The sequence below is a fragment of the Bacillus sp. NEAU-Y102 genome (assembly GCF_054788175.1).
The window spans coordinates 220349-239214 of sequence record NZ_JBTWFK010000007.1 but is presented as its reverse complement, the minus strand read 5'-3'; the positions used below and the strand labels follow the sequence as shown (position 1 = coordinate 239214).

The window sequence follows — 18866 nt, the reverse complement described above, 5'->3', positions numbered from 1 at the left end:
CTCCCTTTCCTGTTTTCGTTATGTATCTTTTGTTGTTTTCAATATACCACATTATTATATTTTAGTCAATAGTAAGTAAAAAGAGGACTATCGCTAATCCTCTACTACCCTACATCGAGTCAATACTGTTTGCTTTTCCTCACGATATTCAGTATGGTCTTTAACCGTTCCTTTTAGTTTGATTTTCTTGTCATCATCTGCATAGGCTTCTAGGTTTTTCTGCGTTTTCCACATAAATATGTTACCCTTTTCATCCTGCATTTTATTAATATATGTGTAGCCATACATACCTTCAAGCTCAATAGAAACCATAACCGTTAGGTCTAATTCTAGCTTATCCCCAACTTCCCCGACGTACTGGCTTTGATACTCATTCGCAAGCCTGACCGATTTAATATAATCCTTTGTGAACTCAGGACTACACACATATACAGCACCATAATCCGTATAAGCAACTAACTCCTCCACGTTTAACTCAGCTGTTGGATACTTCTCTGGTTTATCTGTAAAGTAATAACCCACCCCTGATATATGTTTAGCTCCTGCTTCTTTTAACTCTTTTCGTAGGGAGAAAATATCCCCTAGAACCATATGTATTGTCCCTTTGTGAAAACCTAAGTCCTCCATCTTCTGCTTATTTGTTTCTTTCGCCTTCTCCCGACGTTCTGCCAACCTTTTCTCTTCTCGTTTTTGTCTTCTAGCCTCTAGTTTAGCAGCATGCTCTGGTGTGTATACTTTACGCTTCGCATTCATACGTCCATCCCCGCCGCATTGATAACATACACGTCCTGTAAGCTTCCATCTATCGCTAAAACCTGCCCCACCACATCGACTACAGTTTGTCTCCACTATTTGGTGTTTTGTCCCGTTTCTATCAATTCTTTCGGATAGTACAACATCTTTTCGCATATTCCCCATCCCCATTTCCTTTTTGTTGTTTTAAATATACCAGTTTATTATATTTTAGTCAATGTGTTACCTTAATAAAAAGGCTAGGATTACCTAACCTTATCGGTTCTCTATATAACCTGTTATTGTTGTTAGCTCTATCTGCCGTTATCTATGGCTCTTTTTCCGTAATTCTCAATATTCTCTACATTCCAAGTATATGTATACACTTCGCTTGCCAAACGTTTTAACTGCGTAACCTGTTTGGGTGAAAGCTCCTCATCATCGTTTAATCTTTTAACAAAACTATTTATATACCCCCAACCACTATGTCTTGCACTCTTGAATTTTTCAATATCGATTTCTTTAGTACACTGAACGAGTTCCTCAACTGAACCGAACATTTCACCCCACTTTTTACCGTTAAACTCATGCGGTCTTAACTCCGAAATAGTACCGTTCCAATTTTCACGACTCTCTCTTGAAATATATAACATTGCAATCCCTCCAGTGTTTTTTTTTCGTTTATCTTGTATTAACTATACCAAGAAATTATATTTTAGTCAATGACATTATAAAAAGAAAAGGCTGCCGCAGCCTTATGAACATTTAAGCGCAACCCTCTCATCGACCACCTCTACAGCAGCTCCATGCTCCTCGTAGTATAAAACTGCCCCGAGTGCATCTTCCATTACTGTAAAAGTTTCCTTTACCTCAGTCCCACCATTAACAGGTATAGAAAGTACCATATCCCTATCATTATGTATACATAAACGTAATCCAATTACACCCATTATCAACACCCCTATTTACTTGAATAGTTTATTCATATTGTCTTTAATAAAAGAATTTCCATCACTAGGTAAATCAGTAGAACCCTTCTCGTTATCTTCTTTTACACTCTCTTTTACCTTATCTACCTTAGTGTCTACACCGCTTTTTACATTTGTACCCGCATCTTTAATGTCTTTCCAATAAAACAGGTACACTGCAAAAACGATAGGTATAATAACAACAACCGCTGCTGTTATCTGCAAAATACGTGAGCCTACACCACGCTTTTTCGGTTTTTTATTTGCCTTTTCTTCCTTTTTGACCGAAATGTTTAAGTCCCTAACCATCTCAGAACCTCCTACTCCTTTATACCCTTATACAGAACTTTCCCACTCTGTTTACATTCCCATAAAAAATAGAGGGTACATACCCTCTATACGTAAACCATTTGATATAAAGCAAAAATAAGTCCCTAAACAAATAGATAACCAACAACCTCTACTGTTCTTTTTATTGCTACAACAAAAAGCAATGATATACCTACTACCCCACAAACGTACTTTACCTTACGCTCTTTTGGTACAAGACTGTAAACTCTGCGAATCTCGAATATCTTACAATCCTTTGCGTATTTATTTTGATACCAACCGAGTAAATAATGAGATATAACTATAGCCCCTATAAACTGAACAATAGCCAACAATGCTTCGACCACCCAATTCATTTACAACACCCCCAGCATCTTCGCTACACATCTACCTGCTTCACAGACAGACATGAGAATTAATACCATATACGGCAGCATTAACCCCGTTCCGTTTAACCTTTTATGGTCAAATTTGAAAAAGGAATACTTACCTTTCTCAGAAACTTTCCACTCAATCCCTTTCATTAACCCAATACAGAGAATTAACATAATCGTATCAGGAACTAACAACATCAAATCTACGTTTTGGAACAAATTAACCCCAACCTTTACACTAGATACCTACACACTTAAAAATTCTCCGATTCAGCAAAAACCCATGATTCAAATTTTTGCTCATCTTTAAACGTTTTTTCTACTCCAAGTCCTTTGTTCTCAACCTTTAAATCCCCGCTATCTAACTCTGAAAATACCCAACCATCACGAACCAAATTCTGTATAGTCATAGTAAACACTCGTGTATTTGTAACAAATGGCGCAATTTTTACCTCTGTAGGTGTCTCTTTTTCAACCTTATCTTCTAACGATTTAACGAGTGCCGCGAAACTGTAATCTAATGGCTTAAGGAGTGTATTATCTTTTGTATCTACCACATAATAATCACTTTTATCGTCTGCATATCGAGAATTCCCTTTAAACCCATAATCTACAAATATCTTATAACGGTTTCCCACAATCTTTAAACACTTAAAGGAAATATCGCTATGTGCCATGAACAACTTACCATCTCTGTACTCCAATGTTTCACTTGTAAATGGTTTAAATTTTTCTTCCTGACTGTAATTCATAATTACCCTCCTGCAAATTATATATTTCATAAAGAAAGGAGACATAAAGCCCCCTCTCAATTACATCAATTCTTTTAGTTTGTTTTCAGAGATAATTTGAATCTCAGACCCTTTTTCCTGCAGGTCTAATGCATTCTTATGTTTAGAACTCATTTTACCACCTTCAAACTCCCCTGTCTCATCGTTATAGCCACCTAAGACTAGATAAGACGTTTTTGCAGAGACAGAACCACTAACCTTACCACCAAGGTTTTTAATACGCTTGGCGATATTGTCTCGAGACTCTGACAACTTACCCGTAATAACGAACGATAGCCCATCTAGTGAAGGTTCAACTTCAGACGGCTCTTCAATTGGCTCATCCACACAATACCCTTCCCAAAGCAGGAACTGCATTGTCTCACGTACATCTTCATTACCTACGAAATTAACGATTTCACCTGCCAGTACATGACTGATTCCGTCCAGTTCAATTACTTCATCACGAAGCGTACCTGCTGCGTAGGCTCTCACAATATGTTCCCAACTGTGATACTTATCAGCAAGGATTTTAGATACGTTTTTACCAATGTTTCGAACACCTAAGCTAGACATAACACGGGATAATGGCGTTCCTTTTGTTTGCTCAATCCCTTTCAACATCTTCTCAACACTACCTTTACCCATACCAGATAACCCCGCAATCTCTTCTGCACGGCTTTGTAACTTAAAGATGTCTGTAATTCCATTCACAAACCCTTTTTGGTACAGCATTGTTACTGTTTTCTCACCTAAACCATCGATATCCATAGCAGGTCGAGACACGAAATACTGTAGCACACGTTCTACCTGTGCTTGGCAACTACTACTTACGCAGTACAGAGAAATGGACTCATCCCCATGCTTATCTTTACCGATAACACGCTCTACATGACCCCCACATACAGGACATTCTGTAGGCTCTTGAATCTCTACCTCTTCCCCAGTTCGTAACTCTTTAACCGCTGAAGTGACTTGCGGAATTACATCATTTGCTCTAGCCACTACAACCGTATCCCCTACACGAATATCTCGTCTCTGGATGTTTGAAATGTTAGCAAGAGATGCTCGTCTAATCGTTGCCCCTGCAATCGTAACTGGCTCTAATACTGCATTTGGTGTTAACTGTCCCGTTTTACCTACCGTCCAAACTTTATCTAACATCTTCGTTGTTGCATCCATTGAATCGAACTTAAATGCAATCGCATATTTAGGATGTTTGTTTGTTGACCCCGCACGTACATGTTCTTCCTTCTCGTTAACTGTAATAACTAGCCCGTCGATTAAGTGGTCAATATGAGGACGCTTTTCCTCTGCGTACGTTAAGCAGTATTCAATTAACTCTTCAATTTCATCGGACTGGAATAGTTTTGTTGTGCTTACTGTAAAGCCCCACTTACGCAACTGCTCCATGTCCCCCATAGCCGTAGACGTACCATTTTCAACAATTTGATATGCACGTAGCTGTACTCCACGCTCTAACGCCACCTTTGCCTCGAAGGAACGAATTGAACCACTTGCAAGGTTACGTGGAGAAGCGTATGGCTCTTTCCCTTCACGAATTAGCTCCGCATTAATACGTTCAAATTCCTCAAACGGAATAATAGCCTCTGCACGAATCTCGACTAACCCTTCTGCATCAATAACTTTCGGTACGCTTGGCAGCACATGAATTGCATGCGTAACATCCTCACCTACTGTACCGTCCCCACGTGTAACCCCTTGCTGTAACAACCCATCTAGGTACATAAGCCCGATTGTTAGACCATCTTCCTTATCATCTACTTTAAATGAACAATTTAGGAAACGTCTAAGAAACGCCGTTAACCCTTCCCTATCTGTAGCTTTCTCTAACGATAGCAGCTTGTTACGATGCTTTACTTCCATCAACCCTTTACGTACAAACGCATAAATTCGTTGTGTAGGTGAATCTTCGCTTTGATACTCTGGATTCTTCTGCTCCAAATCAACAAGCAAATTATACAACATATCGTACTCCGTATCTGTAATTACAGGTCGCTCATCAGCGTATAATTTATCATGGCGAATAACCTCGCCCCGTAACTCATCAATCTTCTTTTTGATTTCCTGACTCATATGTAATTCCGCCCTTCCTTAATTTCTGTCTTTAGTATACCGCTTTATTATATTTTAGTCAATAGTTACTTGTCTTTCTATTCCTAACTATATCAAAAGACTACCTAAGAATCTCGGTTGTTTGTATCAAAAAAGGAAGCCCCAACTTTAGGCTTCCTTACTTACCATTTTTATTTTTCGGAACACTAACACACCACATAATATCTCAAGTATCGCCGGAATCAATAACCCTGATACAGACACCCATAACGACATCAATCCGATAGCTACCATACACGTACCGTATACAAACCTATTTATCTTTGACATAACCAAACTTAACCCAAGAGCCAGTACCTGAGCTACCAAAATAACCCCGACAGCCCCAGATGTATTCCAATCAAACATTTGCAGTTTGTATCCATATAAAATCGTGTCCAACACACCGAATGCACTTCCCAACAAACCTACATAAAACTCAACAACCCTACGCATAACACGTCCTCCAATATATTATTTCTATACAACTACACCCTTTTCAGAACATACTTCATTTCTATACCCTAGTTTGGCTAGTCAACATAAAGTCAACTTAAATGTGTACTTAAGTCAACATGGGTTCTTCTTCCCTTTATTCGTATACACCTTCCCATATACCAAAGGTGTATGGCTGAATTACAAGTCAACATTAAATACACATTACGTCTACATAAAATCACATACATTTTTAGACAAAATAAAAAGGATTGCTCGAACACAACCCTTATTATCTCTTATTCTCACCAATAACCACTTTGTTTTTATATTCATACACCGGAATATCAGTACCCTCTACCGCCTTGTTATACTGTTCCTTGTTTACCCCTATAGAATACGATTTACCAGATACATCTACTTTTAAATCTCCATAAGACTTATCCGAACCGCTTGTTACTTCTTTAGACACAACATAAGCCTTCTCACTTTTACCTTTATCGATAACTGCTTGTTTCTCTGTATTTGCATACACCTTTAACCCAGATACGGAAACTACAATTGTACATAAAACAGCACCTAACGTGACAATCGCTTTCTTTTTACTCATGTAACCTCTCCTTGTACAAATGACTTTCACTTATCTATTTGCACTTTCAAGGAGTTTGTTTATATCCTACTTATCTTTCAATATAACTTTATCTTCATATTCAATAACATTAATTTTATCGCCAATCTGTAAGGACTCATACAACTTATCATCTACATCTATATCGTGATTCTTCTTCCCTACGTACACCTTAATACTGCACGTATCTGGGTCATCTGAAAGCGGAACAGGCATCCCACTTGTTAGGAGCATGTTCGAACCACCTTGTACCATTTCTTTGTCTACAACAACCGCCTGCACTTCTCTACCATTCTTCAATGCTTCTTTTTCACGGACTCCTTTATCTATCGAAAACCCGATTGATACCACAATGAACACCAACAGTAGACCTACTGCAATAAACCACTGCTTCGTATTCTCAAACATTAAGACACCTACCTTTATCGTTTAAATTCATTAATCGGGACACCGTTCCCTTGTAACCAAACAACATCTAGATTCTTCATTACCTCTAAGGTGTCCCCCTTATTTACTCTGTTATATGTATCTTTATCTGCATGAATCCTGTACTCTTTCCCATCAACTTGAACGGTTATAAAACAATCACTTACACCATCTGCAGTCGAGTTTGTATACACAGGCATAATTACCGGAACAGCTAACACCGCGACATAACTATGCTCTGTTACCTCATTCTCTACTTCTTCTTTACCTACAACGGTAGCATTAACAACCTCCGCACTCTTTTCGATATCATCAGTCGTGGTTACAGCAAGTCGGTAGAAGTTGTACCCCATACTCCCCATAAACAAGAGAAGGACTACCGCAGTAACCAATAGACCAAACATACCCTTTGATTCACCCATACGAACCCTCCTGTCTACAAGCAGCTCTCACTTACTTACCGTAAGCCGTATCCTCTGCATAATATGCCTCAGACGTAGCAGTATAAATCACTACACCATTTTTAATTTTTAATTGAATATCATCGTTGATTTCACCCTTATGTAATGGGTTATCTAATCTCCCTAAATGCAGTCTCTTAATCCCGACTTTGATAATTTTATCAGGAGTGTAAACCTCGCTGCCGATAACTTCTCCTGATTTGATAGCACTAACCATCCTTTTTAAAACAAGGTCTCTATCCCCATTCATCTCTAAGTTTAGCCCGAAATTCTCATGTGTTATTAACCTAGAATAAGACTTAATTCCATCCTCCTGCGTTACAATTAAAAAGTAGTCGTTATTATCCATATTAACCGCCCTCTCATACTTGTTTTACATAAAATTTACCGTTGTACTCAGTAATCGCTATCGTATCTCCGATTTTTACATCCTTATATACCTTACCGTCTACGCCAATTTGTATTGTTTCTCCTTCCCCGTTCACACAGATTTCGTACCGTGTATCTTCATCAGCCCTGTCATTTCTGCTCTTTTCAAGCACTGTCACGTATGTAGCGTTACCCTCTTTAATTGCTGCTTCTTGTACCTGAGGTTCGTAAAAATCCAAATAAAGTACATACGCAACAATCCCAACCATTATAAGAAACACAGGGATACTGGCTTTAATCGTAATGTCATCGAAACATCTCCAACGACCTAAGCCTTTCCCCTTTTTACTTACCTTCTCTTCTCGAGACATACAAAGCATCCTTTCAAATTCGTTACCCTATAAATACTTTATGTAATGCCAATGCTGTTGCTAAAATTCCTAGTATCGACCCAACATACAAAAGCTCCGTCAGTATTTTATATTCTAACCACATCTGCTTTCTTTTCTTGTGCATATCTTCCTTAGACTGACTCTTCATAGCCCTAAACCCTGTAGAAGATACGTAAGTGCGACTAATAATGCTACAGAGCCTAAAAATACAAACCCAAAATGTCTCTTTACCCAAGGAATATCTCCGCTATAAGGACGACTGTAAAACTCATCGCTTATATTCCAAAGAAACTCCCCGTCTTTATCCTCTAACATTAACCATTTAGCTCCTACGCCGTGGCTGTGTGCAATAGACCCCAGTACCTCAGGGTCAATCCCATTTTCACGCAGCTCCGGACAGTTTGCAATATGGACGTAACGAACTCCATCCGTATCGAATATCTCACGTATTGCTTTTGCCTCTTCTTTTGTTGCATGAAAACTTTCTCCTTGGTACATCTTTTGAAACGCACCTACTAAATCACTCATTTACCTCACCCTATCACATCTACATAATATTTAACTGTATTCCAAAATGGAAAACTCCCCAAACAGCCACAACAAGCGCAGCGGTTACGAGAACCAACTTTCCTACCTCAACACCAAGATAAATCTGCCTTATCTCACTATCGATATTCCAAACAAAGGTTTTCTCGTCAGTATCCACAAGAAACCAATCAAACTCATCTTTGTATTTACGAAAGAAGGGCTGCAACCTCCTACACATCCCTTCTTTCGAATTCGTATACTGGTGTACTCCCGGTACATCAGTAATATGTGGATATGCCACACCTTTATTTGCAAGTACATCCATAACTAGACTTCTATCTTCCTTTGGTACTACAAAACTCTTTTTCTTAGCTAAGCTATCATGTATCTCCTCAACATCTATCACTTCACAGACACCAACTTCCACAGTACATCTTCATACTGTTCTGGCTTAAAATCATGTGACACCCCAAACTCATCTACTTGAAAATAGATTCCGTATCGATTGCAAAAGACCTCGACCTGCTCATTCCCGACACAAACTGCCTTATATCCCGGCTTTAAACAAGCAAAAATTTCATGTGTTTTCATACCTTATTCCCTCCCATCTCTAGTTATACAGTATTTCTTACCGTTTCAACCGCCTAGAAGCGTTCCAGACAGTGTTTTTTAATCTCTAATCCAGATATATAAAACTCCCTCTTGTCGGCTTATAACCGCCCTGTCGTGTATACTAGCAACCGCAAAAGAAATAGGTACACGTAACGCATCGATTAAGTCATCTTTTACTATCGTAACCTCGTTTTCATCTTCCTCATCTAAATAACTTCCGATAGCTACTGCACGTTTACCTGTCTTTTTAATTGCTTCACGCAAGTAGTACAACTCAGAATCTTTAACCTCGAAATCCTCGCCTTTTTCTAGCTTAGATAGCATATCAGCAATTTTCTGTACGATATACATACCACGTACCGCATCCACATCCCCTGCAGCATACTCCCTCATTTCGATACCCGACTCAGCTAATCGCATATCATCCATAGTACCCTCAGTTATGAATGACTTTGCATAAGAACCAGAAGCCCAACCACCCTCAGGTACTGGCAACTTCTCACCTTCTTTACCGGAATGGTAGTTACTTGCCGTTAACATATCTAGATTCCCGTTTTTTCGTTGTCCTTTTGTTACATTATCCAGATACCCTTTAAAAATTTGTTCACTTAACCCTGACGACTGTACGTCCTGTTTGTTTTTCTTATTGTTTGTCATCTTCCTTACCTCCTTTTATTTTTCTTCAATCGTAACTGTAATGTTTAGTACCTCTTTCTCTTCCTCAACACCTAAGCACTTCATAATAACCCCACAAGGGATACGGGCTTCTTTTAGCTCCGCCAGTACCTCATTAGTTGCAAACTCTTCGCTAACCAATACAAGCGCTCTCTCGCCTTTGTTACGTTCCGCAACCTCTTTCATTTGTGTAGCATCATCGAAATTCACCAATTCTAGATGTCTTACAAGGTCTTTCGCATCATAGAACCCGAATTTGTACCCTACACAGACCACTACATCAAATTCATCTAAAAAGTAATGCGGAATGAGAGTTGCTGCCCCGTCTGCAATTCGGAATGTATCTCCTTTTACTACCGCATACCGAATAACCCCTTTTACATCTTCGTAAAACTTATGTATTGCCGTCAAACTCAGAGAAGATAGCATTTCACCCTCCCCATCTAAAAACACATTCTTTGTAGGCTCAACATCTTTAACCTCGTATTTCACAAAGTTATCACTATACACTAACATCTTCGTAATATCTTGCAACTGCTCAACGCCTTCTCTGTCAAACGGACTCGGGAAGTTGCTAAAGTCCGTTGGAATCTTGAATGCCTTATTTGCTTCTACTAACACATCTAAGGCTTGTTGTAACTCTACCTCCTCTGCATAGGCTACCAACTCGTCATGATGTTCTGCATGTACATAATAATTCATATTCCTACCCCCTTATTAGAAAGACCTCTCTCGAAACGGTCTATTATTTTATATCCAGTCGTCATCAGTCCCCAAGAAACGAGGAACAACTACCTCACACGGGATTCCCGCAGCCTCTAAATCACCCAAGAACCCAGGTATAACTTTATCTTCACGGATACATACAATCGCATTATCCTTACCGACACATTCTACAAGTTTAGCAACTGGGAATGTATTATTTACATCCATAACCATACTACCCCTAGATAGCGCGACCATTGTAGAACCCTCAAATTCACAATCAATAAAGATATACATATTGAACTGTGTACCAAACGTTTTATACACAATACTCGCATCCATATCCGGTACACGGAATGCTTTCTTTGTCTCTAAAGACTCCCGAACCATAACCTCTAGACTATCAAAGTATTTACTAGTACCTATACGTATCAACTCTCCTAAATCAAACCCTACACTTGAATCCGCTCGATTTAATGGTGGAGTCTTATCCTCAACTGTATACAACACATATGAATCAATATACTCCATACGCTTAACAAGATTCATAACATCAAGCTCATCTACAGCATCGTCATCAGGATTCAAAGGGAAAAATTCGAAATCAGAGGCAAAGTTAGTGAAATCAGAAATAATCTGAAACCCTTTATCCTCTGCAACCATCTTATTCAACGCAGGTTGCAACCCTAAGTCCTCTTTACATGCCTCTAACTCATTTATATGGTTTTTATGTACGTAATACTTCATCTTCCTATCCCCTTGTTAAATAGCCCGCTTTCGCTCCGAACGGGCTATTATTTTATACTTACTCCTCTTCGTTATCCCAGAAACAAGGAACAACTACCGCACACGGGATTCCTACATCTTCTAATTCTTTTAAGAACCCCGGCATAACTTTATCTTCACGGATACATACAATTGCACTACCATTTCCGATACGTTCTTTAATTTCAGCAACTGGTAAAACGTCATTCACTTCAGTTACTCTACCTCCCATAGCCAGTACACCCATTGTATAATCATCGAACCCACACCCGATAAACACATACATATCAAGTTTTGTACCAATCGCCACATCTATCTCACTTGCATCCGCATCGACTACACGGAACGCTTTCTTTGTTTCTAGGGATTCTCGAATCGGTTTCTCTAACTCTTCATAGTATTTACGGTTTCCTGTAGTTACCGACTCTTCTAAATTGTAGCCACCTTCAACTCCTTCACGATGTAACGTAACTTTCCCATCCTCCATCGTATACAATTCATAAGTGTTGATACACTCCATACGTTTAACCAGATTCTCTGTATCCTCAACATCAAATACGTCTAAGGCATCCATATCTTCTTTAGAAAAGGCATCAAAATCAGTAACGACTCCAAACCCCTTACCTTCAACAACCATTTTATCTAACGCTGCTTGCAGTCCTGACTCACCCTTGCAAATCTCTAATTCATTTATATGATTTTTATGTACGTAGTAATTCATTTCCATTACCTCCAGTGTATACATTTATTATAAGTAGAATTTTATACCGTTTCTCGTACCCCGTTATCACAGGTATACGTAAATTATTTGTTGTTCTAACTATCTTTAGTATACCAATTTTTTATATTTTAGTCAATAGTTTAGCATAATAAAAAGGCATCCGCAACGAATGCCTTCACTTACACCATGAGTTTTTCATTGTAAGCATTAACCCTTTCCTCAGCCTCTTTCACGCTATCAAAAATTAAACCTTCTGCTACATCTACGTGTTGTACCGTCCCTATAAAGTAATCAACATCCAAACCTACCCACACTGGCTTAGCATCTTCCTTATGTGCTTTAGCTCTTACCTCATCACTACTATGATATAACATATCCTCTGCTAACCACATAATCGCTATGCGTTTTCTTTTACCCATATTAACCACTCCCGTTGCTCGTTTTGTTACCTCTTATTATACCAATTTTTTATATTTTGGTCAATAAGGTTTTAAAAACCTAAAGAATACTTCCTCTCCGTTATATACGAAGCCGATATCCCCATCTTCATCACTAAACATAGGTGCATCTACCTTTTTATTTCCGTCCACTAATTCAACTGTCTCTTTCGTAAGGTTTTGTCTACCTACTGTAATCTTCTTACCACTTTTGTCTACGTAATGCATTTCTACATCCCCTTTTTGCTTAGTTATTTTACATCTTTATGTGGTTCAATTTCCCCGTTTTCTATCATATTTCCGTATTTTGTTTTAATTGAAATTAGTTTATTATAAATCTCTTTTTTATCTTTCGGTATTCGGTGATACATCTTATACTTAACTTTACCGTCCACAGTCTCCTCTACGTTTAGAGCTACCTTACACCTATCGAACGCACCGCACACCCAGAACTTCACATCCGCAGTAATACACGTCACGTATACAGTAGCACTTCCCCTGACATCAATTACAACACCATCAGCATGAACCGTAACCCCTTTGATTGCTTTAAGGTATTCTTTACGAGACATTCCATAATATTTAGCTCGTTCTAGCTTACCTTTTATATCCTTCTTTTCTTGCTCCAATTTATCTTCTTTTCTCTGCAGCTCTTTTATTTTCTTTTTTACATCTTCACTCTCTGCACTAACCCTATCTAGCTCATTTTGCAACTTTTCGACTTCAGACAATGTTCCCACAGCAGTAACCTCCAATTTTGCTAGATTAAGACCCACCCGTAGGTAGGTCTCCTTTTTGTTTTGTGTCTTATTTCGGTTCAATTTCCCCGTTCTCCATCATCTTACCGTATTTATTTTTAACAGCTACCATTGCATCGTAAATAGCTTTTTTATTTTTAGGTACTTCTCCCGGTTGATATTTTTTGTAGTAATCCTGTTTACCCGGAACATTAGCACGGCTTACCCAAAGCTCGTTTTTAGCTTGCTCTCCGAACAAACCGTTAAGCTGTAAATCCATGCCACCATCGTTCCCAAACACATACACTCCGTTCCCATATAACCCACCAATTACTACTCGGAAATCGTCATCTTGGAACTCAGTACCATCAATAGCTTTAAAGTATTCAGCTCGTGTCAGACCCGCAAATGTTTTTCTTTGTAAATCAAGGTCGAACTCTCGGATTTCACTCTCTAACCTACGCTCTTGCATCTCTAATTCTGCTTTTTTCTTACGTAGATTATCTAAATCTTCCTTTGCTTTATCTAAACATCTTTGAATTGACTCTTTATTCATGTTATTTCCTCCTAGTAATTTGGTTTGTTTTAACTATCCCTACTATACCAGTTTATTATATTTTGGTCAATGTAAAATTGAAAATAATTTAAAAAGCAGGTGTCTGACTGAACACCTGCTTATATTTATCTATAACCCATATATACGATAATGTGCAAAACCTTCGTAGCAATAACTAGCATCTATACCGTTCATGAACACCTCACGACTATGTATTTTATCCGTTAACGCTCCTCCAATAAGGTTACGAATCTCTAAAGCATTTACTGGACTTCGTTCCATTGCTGAAAGGTATTCTTCTTTCTTAATTACACCCCAATCCACAACCCTTTTTAATTCTTTTTTCAAAATTAAATCTAACCAAATACGTGTACTCCGACCGTTACCGTCACGAAACGGATGGGCTATATTCATTTCTACATACTTTTCAACAATTTCATCTAAGTTAGCTTGCGTCATTTGATTAATACCACTAAGAGAATCCACTAAATACATAACAGGTGCAAACATAAAATTCCCTTTTGCTATATTTACCATACGTGTCTCCCCTGCAAAATCATAAATGTCCTTAAACAGATAGGTATGAATATCTACTAACCCTTTATACGTACCTCTAGGTTATCTATATCCCCAGAGTCATATAGTCTTTTTGCACTGGCTTTACTTACTCGCTCTTCTACCTTATCTAACTCAGATTGGGTTGTAATTCCTAGTTTATTATCTAACATTAACCTACCTCGCTTTCCTTGGTTTTAGTACCTCTATTGTAATCAATAAAAGGCACTCACGCCTATACGCAAGTACCTTTATCTTCTTTAACAATTCTCTAAGTCGTAGTAGAACCCATCTAAAATATCTCCTTCAATACTGATACTGATTCTTGCATTGCCACAGGAGCAACGATGTTCACCCATCACATATGTATTACACTCCGAACACCCATGTTTTAAATCAACTTCTTCCCAAGTTACGATTTCCTCTCGATACTTATCTCTCGCTACCTCATCCACTGCCTTTACAATATCTTTTGGTGATAGCCCTTCGATATCAATACCGTTCTCAGCAGCGTACTGAATAGATTTAACAAGCAGTTTATCGGCTTTACTTACCTCTTTAATCTTGCGATTGTACTGCCACGTTATACGGTCATATAACTGCACCAAGTTTGTAGGTGATTGGTTATTGTAAAGCTTAACACCATTTACCTCTTTTTCGCACATATGCGCATACGGCTTATCACAATTACAAGATGGGTATTTTTTATCCAGCTCATCTAATACGTTCTTCTTAAACCAAGGAACATACCCTGTAAACTTAGGCACTACACTCCTTCTGTTATACTTCTTCACTTGAATCCCTAACGACTGCATAGCTGTGACCGCTTTTTGCTGCTCTTCTTGTCGTTTTGTATACATTTCTTTGTTTAGTTCATCGTTGTACTTTTCAATTTCTTCCCAGTCAGCCACAATACCTACAACTTCATCTCTAGATAGTTTGATTAACTCTCCCCAATTTGAAAGTAGATGGGCATTCGGATACGCTTTATACTCTTTTTTCACCATTAACCTCTCCTTTGTTTACGCTACAATGAAACACTCATCGTATTCGTTAGACTTTTGAATCTTACAAACTCCACCCTCTAAAATCGTTCCTTCTAAAGAAGCATAAAAACTATCTAAATCACCGTAATTCTTTTTTATATAATCCACAGGCATCACCTGTACCAGACGTAACCCTACTATATTTGTATCTTTTTTCGTAATCACTACACAAGGCTTTACAACTTTTTTCATACGTGAACCACCTTTTGTTTTGTTGTTTTTGTTACTTTTAATATACCAGTTTATTATATTTCAGTCAATAGACATCCCGAAAGAAAAGCGGTAATCCCCGCTTCTCTTTATCTATGTTATAAAGGAGAGGTTATATGAAATTCATATAACGTTTAAGACAGCTACATGCGTACCCAGAAAGGTATGCAACGGCGTTGTTGTTTACATTACCTATTGCCTACTTTCACTAGCCTCATCTATTTCCCTTAACCTAGAATGGTAAATCATCGTCCGAAATATCAATTGGCTGTCCTGCGCTACTAAACGGGTCATCGTTTTTCCTAAACCCAGAGTTTCCACCAGTACCGAACTGACTTCCACCTTGATTGCCAAATTGACTTCCACCGTTACCCGCAGGTGGGTACGGCTGCGCTCCGCCGTTACGTGGCTCTAAAAACTGTACTGACTCACACTGAACCTCCGTAACATACACACGTTTACCATCTTGTCCATCATAGTTACGTGTCTGCAAGCGTCCGTCAACCCCTGCTAAACTACCTTTCTTTAGATAGTTTGCTACATTCTCAGCCTGCTTTCTCCATATCACACAATTAATGAAGTCTGCCTCACGTTCCCCCTGCTGATTCGCAAAAGGACGATTAACTGCAAGCGTAAATGTAGTAACCGCCACCCCGTTTGGTGTGTATCTCAAATCGGGGTCTTTTGTTAATCGCCCGACCAGTATGACCCTATTCATCATTGGTATCAAACCTCCATGTTATTGTTTATTCATTTCTTTCATCGTTTTCACAATCGCATCCATATGCGTATGATGTTCCTCTAACATATGTGTTACCTGTAATCTAGGTAATTTGTTTGCACTAAAATACAAAGTCTCTAACTCACTACAGTAGCTTGCCGCTCGAGTAATCTCAGCATCCAAATCTACATCTGTATCCTTATGCATTTTCGCTAACTCTACTAAACTACCTAACGTGTAATTCAATGTGGTTGAAAAGTTTTTAAGAAAATCCCTATCTTTTATTCGATGGATAGGGTAGATAACTTCTCTTTGGATTCTCCTCAAGTACTTTGTCTCTAAGTCAAAGTCAAAATTATAAAACTCATCGTAATCTGTATCCTTTGTAAGTTTAATTGAGAAGAACTTAAACGTTGTTTCTTTAACCACATGGGGAACAAACACCGCATCAAATGTGTGCCAAAAGTAAGTTTTAAATTCCCTACTGAGTATCTTTATAAACTCGCCACTGTTACCATCTTCTTTTCTAACATAAGTATACTTTGTTTCCTCATACGTATCAAAAAAGTCCCCTCGCTTACAACCCTCAAAATCCTTTATACATAATGATGTATACACAACAACACCTCACAGACCCCTACATTACCTATTCTTTATCCGCTGTAATATCTCGGAACGCTTTATTTGCTAAATCTGATTGACCAACCTTTTCTCCGTAATCCAGTAACCCTTTACGGATTTTAGTTAGTTTTTCTTTATCCCACGTAATTGCAATGCGATTGGTAGGTCGAGAGTCTACTGTAAATTGACCACGCTCCGCCCACTCTTTCTCCGTTAACTTCTCACCCTCATGATGTACCAAAACATCAAAATAGCAGCAAGCTACTAGACTATTCATCTTCTCAATATCCGTAATGAAATAAAAAATATGCGGTATACGCTCCACAACCATCTTTACCCACGCACGAATCTCAGGGATTTCATAAATATCATTCGGGTTATCGTCCCACCCGCTGAACGTTATCATTAGTTTTTGGAATCCGCTATCCTGCATCGTTTCCATATGTCTGATAGCACTCAGTAACCTAAGGATATCTAACTTCTTTACTTCTTTCTTTGCTACCGGAAATAAATACAAATCCCCCGGCATTTTTGGTATCCGACTCACAACTTATCCCTCCATTTACTGACTATATTCACCTTCTTTACCCTCCACAGGTCGTAACTCGTACCGAGTAGGCATCAGTTTATTCAGTATAGCAAACTCCTTATTTGCTTCCGCTTCATCCTCAAACGTCGTGATACATTTCCCGTCTGCAAATACGCCTTGCTTCAACTAAACCACCTGCTTTCTTAATTCAAAAAAAGACAGCGCCTATTTCGAATTACAGCTCAAAAGGTTTTCTACCTCTATCTTAACGCATAACCGAATTTGTGACTCTGCCTTTCTTATCATTGTTCATTATCTATTGTGTTGTTCCTATCACTGTGCTTTCTTCTTTGTCTCCTTGTATACCTTACGTTCCTTCTCTAACCTTTTCTTTTTGCTTATCTCTAACCGATGGGTAACCACTCCGCAAAGTACCAACGAAACCCCTAGCATTAAAACTCCAAACAATACTGGATTCCACATCCTATGCACCTGCTACCAGTCGATATATTACGTACCCTACCGCACCCCAGAACGAAGCCAAACTCACCCATAGCGCATGTAATGCACATCTCTCTTTTACCGTCAGTGAATCTCCATACATAACATCAGCCCCTTTTCTATCTTAGTTTTATAGCTTCATTTCCCCTAATTCTATGTTTCTTTTACTCTAAAACCCTTTACCTATTTTAAGCCCCGTTTTGCCCGGCTTTCCTCGTTTTGTTTTACAACTCTACCCATAACTACCTGCGCATCTTCTCCGCCCTTATAGACCAATTTCGAACGGCAACAACTAGAGCGATACCGAGCCATTTTCTGCACCGCACCTTTAGGTGGTGTTCTCTTCCAAATCTTTGCTAACTTCCCGCAGGTCTCACACTCACAGGAATACCACAACGACCCTTTAATTGAGTCTTTATATAATTCCCTACTCTCTTCTGTAACTTCACCGAAATTACTCGGAACTCCTAACCTTCTAATTTCAGACTCGAACATCTTTGTACCGTCCCTATAGGGCTTTCCAAGCACCAATAATGCATAATGTACACCTTCATGCCTTGCAACCCCTCGCAAATGCTCTTTACTTGCGTTTAACAAAACCTTTTTATTGAACTCAATTCTCGTTTTTCTTAAATCAGGTTTCCCTATACCTTTAAGAGAAGCTACCTGCACTAACCCATGTGCTTTACGCAGATAAGGATTCACAACCACCGGAGCTTGTAACCTTAGCCCATACTCACTACGCAACAATGTATCTATCGTCACTCTACAAAACTCTAAACTAGCTTTTATTTTATCTTCCTGTGTTGTCATACCTAATAACCTCCCATAGAAAAAAGGTCTAGAAACAACTAGACCTTTGTTTACCTCATATATTTAGTTACCGTATCAGTTTTGTTTCTACAACTCGTTACTGTCTTATTGGTAATTATCTCCCGTAGCCATTA

The 18866-nt window shown here is 38.7% G+C and carries 33 protein-coding genes and 1 pseudogene; all 34 read right to left on the bottom strand.

The annotated features are described in order from the left end of the window. Positions 1-93: 93 nt before the first annotated feature. Complete coding sequence (locus tag ACYFX0_RS19675; RefSeq protein WP_221660492.1) at positions 94-909, bottom strand: hypothetical protein; 816 nt, start codon at positions 907-909, stop codon at positions 94-96. Between the two features lie 137 nt (positions 910-1046). Then, positions 1047-1385, bottom strand: coding sequence for a hypothetical protein (locus ACYFX0_RS19670; protein ID WP_460271597.1), 339 nt, complete (start codon positions 1383-1385; stop codon positions 1047-1049). A 102-nt stretch (positions 1386-1487) separates the two neighbouring features. Then, the gene (locus ACYFX0_RS19665) at positions 1488-1682 is read right to left on the bottom strand and encodes a hypothetical protein (RefSeq protein ID WP_460271595.1); all 195 of its coding nucleotides are present in this window, start codon (positions 1680-1682) and stop codon (positions 1488-1490) included. 15 nt (positions 1683-1697) lie between these two features. After that, complete coding sequence (locus tag ACYFX0_RS19660) at positions 1698-2009, bottom strand: hypothetical protein (RefSeq protein ID WP_460271593.1); 312 nt, start codon at positions 2007-2009, stop codon at positions 1698-1700. Between the two features lie 125 nt (positions 2010-2134). After that, complete coding sequence (locus ACYFX0_RS19655) at positions 2135-2386, bottom strand: hypothetical protein (protein ID WP_460271591.1); 252 nt, start codon at positions 2384-2386, stop codon at positions 2135-2137. Continuing rightward, positions 2387-2623, bottom strand: coding sequence for a hypothetical protein (locus ACYFX0_RS19650; RefSeq protein WP_460271589.1), 237 nt, complete (start codon positions 2621-2623; stop codon positions 2387-2389). Positions 2624-2658: 35 nt separating this feature from the next. Continuing rightward, positions 2659-3156, bottom strand: coding sequence for a hypothetical protein (locus ACYFX0_RS19645; protein WP_460271588.1), 498 nt, complete (start codon positions 3154-3156; stop codon positions 2659-2661). A gap of 60 nt (positions 3157-3216) precedes the next feature. Then, positions 3217-5271, bottom strand: coding sequence for an NAD-dependent DNA ligase LigA (gene ligA, locus ACYFX0_RS19640; RefSeq protein ID WP_460271586.1), 2055 nt, complete (start codon positions 5269-5271; stop codon positions 3217-3219). A 147-nt stretch (positions 5272-5418) separates the two neighbouring features. Beyond that, entirely contained in the window at positions 5419-5745 is a 327-nt protein-coding gene (locus ACYFX0_RS19635; protein WP_460271584.1) for a hypothetical protein, read from the bottom strand. A 271-nt stretch (positions 5746-6016) separates the two neighbouring features. Further along, positions 6017-6334, bottom strand: a complete 318-nt coding sequence (locus ACYFX0_RS19630; protein ID WP_460271582.1) for a hypothetical protein — start codon at positions 6332-6334, stop codon at positions 6017-6019. A gap of 66 nt (positions 6335-6400) precedes the next feature. After that, positions 6401-6760: a hypothetical protein gene (locus ACYFX0_RS19625; protein WP_460271581.1), complete on the bottom strand. Its 360-nt coding sequence runs from the start codon at positions 6758-6760 to the stop codon at positions 6401-6403. A gap of 14 nt (positions 6761-6774) precedes the next feature. Beyond that, on the bottom strand, positions 6775-7200 hold the full coding sequence (locus ACYFX0_RS19620; RefSeq protein ID WP_460271579.1) for a hypothetical protein: 426 nt from the start codon (positions 7198-7200) through the stop codon (positions 6775-6777). Between the two features lie 31 nt (positions 7201-7231). Then, positions 7232-7588 carry a hypothetical protein gene (locus tag ACYFX0_RS19615; RefSeq protein ID WP_460271577.1) on the bottom strand — a complete coding sequence of 119 codons (357 nt, stop codon included), beginning with the start codon at positions 7586-7588 and terminating at the stop codon, positions 7232-7234. A 13-nt stretch (positions 7589-7601) separates the two neighbouring features. Then, positions 7602-7979: a hypothetical protein gene (locus tag ACYFX0_RS19610; protein ID WP_460271575.1), complete on the bottom strand. Its 378-nt coding sequence runs from the start codon at positions 7977-7979 to the stop codon at positions 7602-7604. Between the two features lie 22 nt (positions 7980-8001). Beyond that, complete coding sequence (locus tag ACYFX0_RS19605) at positions 8002-8148, bottom strand: hypothetical protein (protein WP_460271573.1); 147 nt, start codon at positions 8146-8148, stop codon at positions 8002-8004. After that, positions 8145-8528: a hypothetical protein gene (locus tag ACYFX0_RS19600; protein ID WP_460271571.1), complete on the bottom strand. Its 384-nt coding sequence runs from the start codon at positions 8526-8528 to the stop codon at positions 8145-8147. The genes ACYFX0_RS19605 and ACYFX0_RS19600 overlap by 4 nt, the downstream gene beginning before the upstream one ends. Positions 8529-8547: 19 nt before the next feature. After that, positions 8548-8934, bottom strand: a complete 387-nt coding sequence (locus tag ACYFX0_RS19595; protein ID WP_460271569.1) for a hypothetical protein — start codon at positions 8932-8934, stop codon at positions 8548-8550. Continuing rightward, positions 8931-9119, bottom strand: a complete 189-nt coding sequence (locus ACYFX0_RS19590; protein WP_460271567.1) for a hypothetical protein — start codon at positions 9117-9119, stop codon at positions 8931-8933. Before ACYFX0_RS19590 ends, ACYFX0_RS19595 begins: the two co-directional genes overlap by 4 nt. A gap of 78 nt (positions 9120-9197) precedes the next feature. Further along, positions 9198-9797, bottom strand: coding sequence for a hypothetical protein (locus ACYFX0_RS19585; RefSeq protein ID WP_460271565.1), 600 nt, complete (start codon positions 9795-9797; stop codon positions 9198-9200). 15 nt (positions 9798-9812) lie between these two features. Further along, positions 9813-10517: a hypothetical protein gene (locus tag ACYFX0_RS19580; RefSeq protein ID WP_460271563.1), complete on the bottom strand. Its 705-nt coding sequence runs from the start codon at positions 10515-10517 to the stop codon at positions 9813-9815. A gap of 48 nt (positions 10518-10565) precedes the next feature. Next, the gene (locus ACYFX0_RS19575; RefSeq protein ID WP_460271562.1) at positions 10566-11267 is read right to left on the bottom strand and encodes a hypothetical protein; all 702 of its coding nucleotides are present in this window, start codon (positions 11265-11267) and stop codon (positions 10566-10568) included. 58 nt (positions 11268-11325) lie between these two features. Then, positions 11326-12006 (bottom strand): hypothetical protein, encoded by a 681-nt coding sequence (locus ACYFX0_RS19570; RefSeq protein WP_460271560.1) that lies wholly within the window; start codon positions 12004-12006, stop codon positions 11326-11328. A 179-nt stretch (positions 12007-12185) separates the two neighbouring features. Continuing rightward, the gene (locus ACYFX0_RS19565; protein WP_460271558.1) at positions 12186-12425 is read right to left on the bottom strand and encodes a hypothetical protein; all 240 of its coding nucleotides are present in this window, start codon (positions 12423-12425) and stop codon (positions 12186-12188) included. 60 nt (positions 12426-12485) lie between these two features. Continuing rightward, positions 12486-12671, bottom strand: coding sequence for a hypothetical protein (locus ACYFX0_RS19560; RefSeq protein WP_460271556.1), 186 nt, complete (start codon positions 12669-12671; stop codon positions 12486-12488). A gap of 23 nt (positions 12672-12694) precedes the next feature. Then, positions 12695-13183 carry a hypothetical protein gene (locus ACYFX0_RS19555; protein WP_460271554.1) on the bottom strand — a complete coding sequence of 163 codons (489 nt, stop codon included), beginning with the start codon at positions 13181-13183 and terminating at the stop codon, positions 12695-12697. A gap of 67 nt (positions 13184-13250) precedes the next feature. Then, entirely contained in the window at positions 13251-13736 is a 486-nt protein-coding gene (locus tag ACYFX0_RS19550; RefSeq protein WP_460271552.1) for a hypothetical protein, read from the bottom strand. A gap of 129 nt (positions 13737-13865) precedes the next feature. Then, positions 13866-14464, bottom strand: a pseudogene (gene fic / locus ACYFX0_RS19545) (protein adenylyltransferase Fic). A gap of 87 nt (positions 14465-14551) precedes the next feature. Continuing rightward, positions 14552-15295, bottom strand: coding sequence for a hypothetical protein (locus ACYFX0_RS19540; RefSeq protein WP_460271550.1), 744 nt, complete (start codon positions 15293-15295; stop codon positions 14552-14554). A gap of 18 nt (positions 15296-15313) precedes the next feature. Then, positions 15314-15529, bottom strand: a complete 216-nt coding sequence (locus tag ACYFX0_RS19535; protein ID WP_460271548.1) for a hypothetical protein — start codon at positions 15527-15529, stop codon at positions 15314-15316. Positions 15530-15779: 250 nt separating this feature from the next. Beyond that, on the bottom strand, positions 15780-16268 hold the full coding sequence (gene ssb / locus ACYFX0_RS19530) for a single-stranded DNA-binding protein (protein WP_460271546.1): 489 nt from the start codon (positions 16266-16268) through the stop codon (positions 15780-15782). A gap of 18 nt (positions 16269-16286) precedes the next feature. Continuing rightward, positions 16287-16886 carry a hypothetical protein gene (locus tag ACYFX0_RS19525; protein WP_460271544.1) on the bottom strand — a complete coding sequence of 200 codons (600 nt, stop codon included), beginning with the start codon at positions 16884-16886 and terminating at the stop codon, positions 16287-16289. 28 nt (positions 16887-16914) lie between these two features. Beyond that, a complete protein-coding gene (locus ACYFX0_RS19520; RefSeq protein ID WP_460271542.1) occupies positions 16915-17436 on the bottom strand; it encodes a hypothetical protein in 522 nt (173 codons plus the stop codon). Positions 17437-17451: 15 nt separating this feature from the next. Then, entirely contained in the window at positions 17452-17604 is a 153-nt protein-coding gene (locus ACYFX0_RS19515) for a hypothetical protein (protein WP_460271540.1), read from the bottom strand. A gap of 498 nt (positions 17605-18102) precedes the next feature. Beyond that, positions 18103-18732: a hypothetical protein gene (locus ACYFX0_RS19510; protein WP_460271538.1), complete on the bottom strand. Its 630-nt coding sequence runs from the start codon at positions 18730-18732 to the stop codon at positions 18103-18105. Positions 18733-18866: the final 134 nt, after the last annotated feature.

What these genes read in the sequence shown, in the direction of transcription:
- ACYFX0_RS19675 (WP_221660492.1), bottom strand. Translation starts at nt 909, where the DNA reads ATGCGAAAAGATGTTGTACTATCCGAAAGAATTGATAGAAACGGGACA.
- ACYFX0_RS19670 (WP_460271597.1), bottom strand. Translation starts at nt 1,385, where the DNA reads ATGTTATATATTTCAAGAGAGAGTCGTGAAAATTGGAACGGTACTATT.
- ACYFX0_RS19665 (WP_460271595.1), bottom strand. Translation starts at nt 1,682, where the DNA reads ATGGGTGTAATTGGATTACGTTTATGTATACATAATGATAGGGATATG.
- ACYFX0_RS19660 (WP_460271593.1), bottom strand. Translation starts at nt 2,009, where the DNA reads ATGGTTAGGGACTTAAACATTTCGGTCAAAAAGGAAGAAAAGGCAAAT.
- ACYFX0_RS19655 (WP_460271591.1), bottom strand. Translation starts at nt 2,386, where the DNA reads ATGAATTGGGTGGTCGAAGCATTGTTGGCTATTGTTCAGTTTATAGGG.
- ACYFX0_RS19645 (WP_460271588.1), bottom strand. Translation starts at nt 3,156, where the DNA reads ATGAATTACAGTCAGGAAGAAAAATTTAAACCATTTACAAGTGAAACA.
- ligA (WP_460271586.1), bottom strand. Translation starts at nt 5,271, where the DNA reads ATGAGTCAGGAAATCAAAAAGAAGATTGATGAGTTACGGGGCGAGGTT.
- ACYFX0_RS19635 (WP_460271584.1), bottom strand. Translation starts at nt 5,745, where the DNA reads ATGCGTAGGGTTGTTGAGTTTTATGTAGGTTTGTTGGGAAGTGCATTC.
- ACYFX0_RS19630 (WP_460271582.1), bottom strand. Translation starts at nt 6,334, where the DNA reads ATGAGTAAAAAGAAAGCGATTGTCACGTTAGGTGCTGTTTTATGTACA.
- ACYFX0_RS19625 (WP_460271581.1), bottom strand. Translation starts at nt 6,760, where the DNA reads ATGTTTGAGAATACGAAGCAGTGGTTTATTGCAGTAGGTCTACTGTTG.
- ACYFX0_RS19620 (WP_460271579.1), bottom strand. Translation starts at nt 7,200, where the DNA reads ATGGGTGAATCAAAGGGTATGTTTGGTCTATTGGTTACTGCGGTAGTC.
- ACYFX0_RS19615 (WP_460271577.1), bottom strand. Translation starts at nt 7,588, where the DNA reads ATGGATAATAACGACTACTTTTTAATTGTAACGCAGGAGGATGGAATT.
- ACYFX0_RS19610 (WP_460271575.1), bottom strand. Translation starts at nt 7,979, where the DNA reads ATGTCTCGAGAAGAGAAGGTAAGTAAAAAGGGGAAAGGCTTAGGTCGT.
- ACYFX0_RS19605 (WP_460271573.1), bottom strand. Translation starts at nt 8,148, where the DNA reads ATGAAGAGTCAGTCTAAGGAAGATATGCACAAGAAAAGAAAGCAGATG.
- ACYFX0_RS19600 (WP_460271571.1), bottom strand. Translation starts at nt 8,528, where the DNA reads ATGAGTGATTTAGTAGGTGCGTTTCAAAAGATGTACCAAGGAGAAAGT.
- ACYFX0_RS19590 (WP_460271567.1), bottom strand. Translation starts at nt 9,119, where the DNA reads ATGAAAACACATGAAATTTTTGCTTGTTTAAAGCCGGGATATAAGGCA.
- ACYFX0_RS19585 (WP_460271565.1), bottom strand. Translation starts at nt 9,797, where the DNA reads ATGACAAACAATAAGAAAAACAAACAGGACGTACAGTCGTCAGGGTTA.
- ACYFX0_RS19580 (WP_460271563.1), bottom strand. Translation starts at nt 10,517, where the DNA reads ATGAATTATTATGTACATGCAGAACATCATGACGAGTTGGTAGCCTAT.
- ACYFX0_RS19575 (WP_460271562.1), bottom strand. Translation starts at nt 11,267, where the DNA reads ATGAAGTATTACGTACATAAAAACCATATAAATGAGTTAGAGGCATGT.
- ACYFX0_RS19570 (WP_460271560.1), bottom strand. Translation starts at nt 12,006, where the DNA reads ATGAATTACTACGTACATAAAAATCATATAAATGAATTAGAGATTTGC.
- ACYFX0_RS19565 (WP_460271558.1), bottom strand. Translation starts at nt 12,425, where the DNA reads ATGGGTAAAAGAAAACGCATAGCGATTATGTGGTTAGCAGAGGATATG.
- ACYFX0_RS19560 (WP_460271556.1), bottom strand. Translation starts at nt 12,671, where the DNA reads ATGCATTACGTAGACAAAAGTGGTAAGAAGATTACAGTAGGTAGACAA.
- ACYFX0_RS19550 (WP_460271552.1), bottom strand. Translation starts at nt 13,736, where the DNA reads ATGAATAAAGAGTCAATTCAAAGATGTTTAGATAAAGCAAAGGAAGAT.
- ACYFX0_RS19535 (WP_460271548.1), bottom strand. Translation starts at nt 15,529, where the DNA reads ATGAAAAAAGTTGTAAAGCCTTGTGTAGTGATTACGAAAAAAGATACA.
- ssb (WP_460271546.1), bottom strand. Translation starts at nt 16,268, where the DNA reads ATGATGAATAGGGTCATACTGGTCGGGCGATTAACAAAAGACCCCGAT.
- ACYFX0_RS19510 (WP_460271538.1), bottom strand. Translation starts at nt 18,732, where the DNA reads ATGACAACACAGGAAGATAAAATAAAAGCTAGTTTAGAGTTTTGTAGA.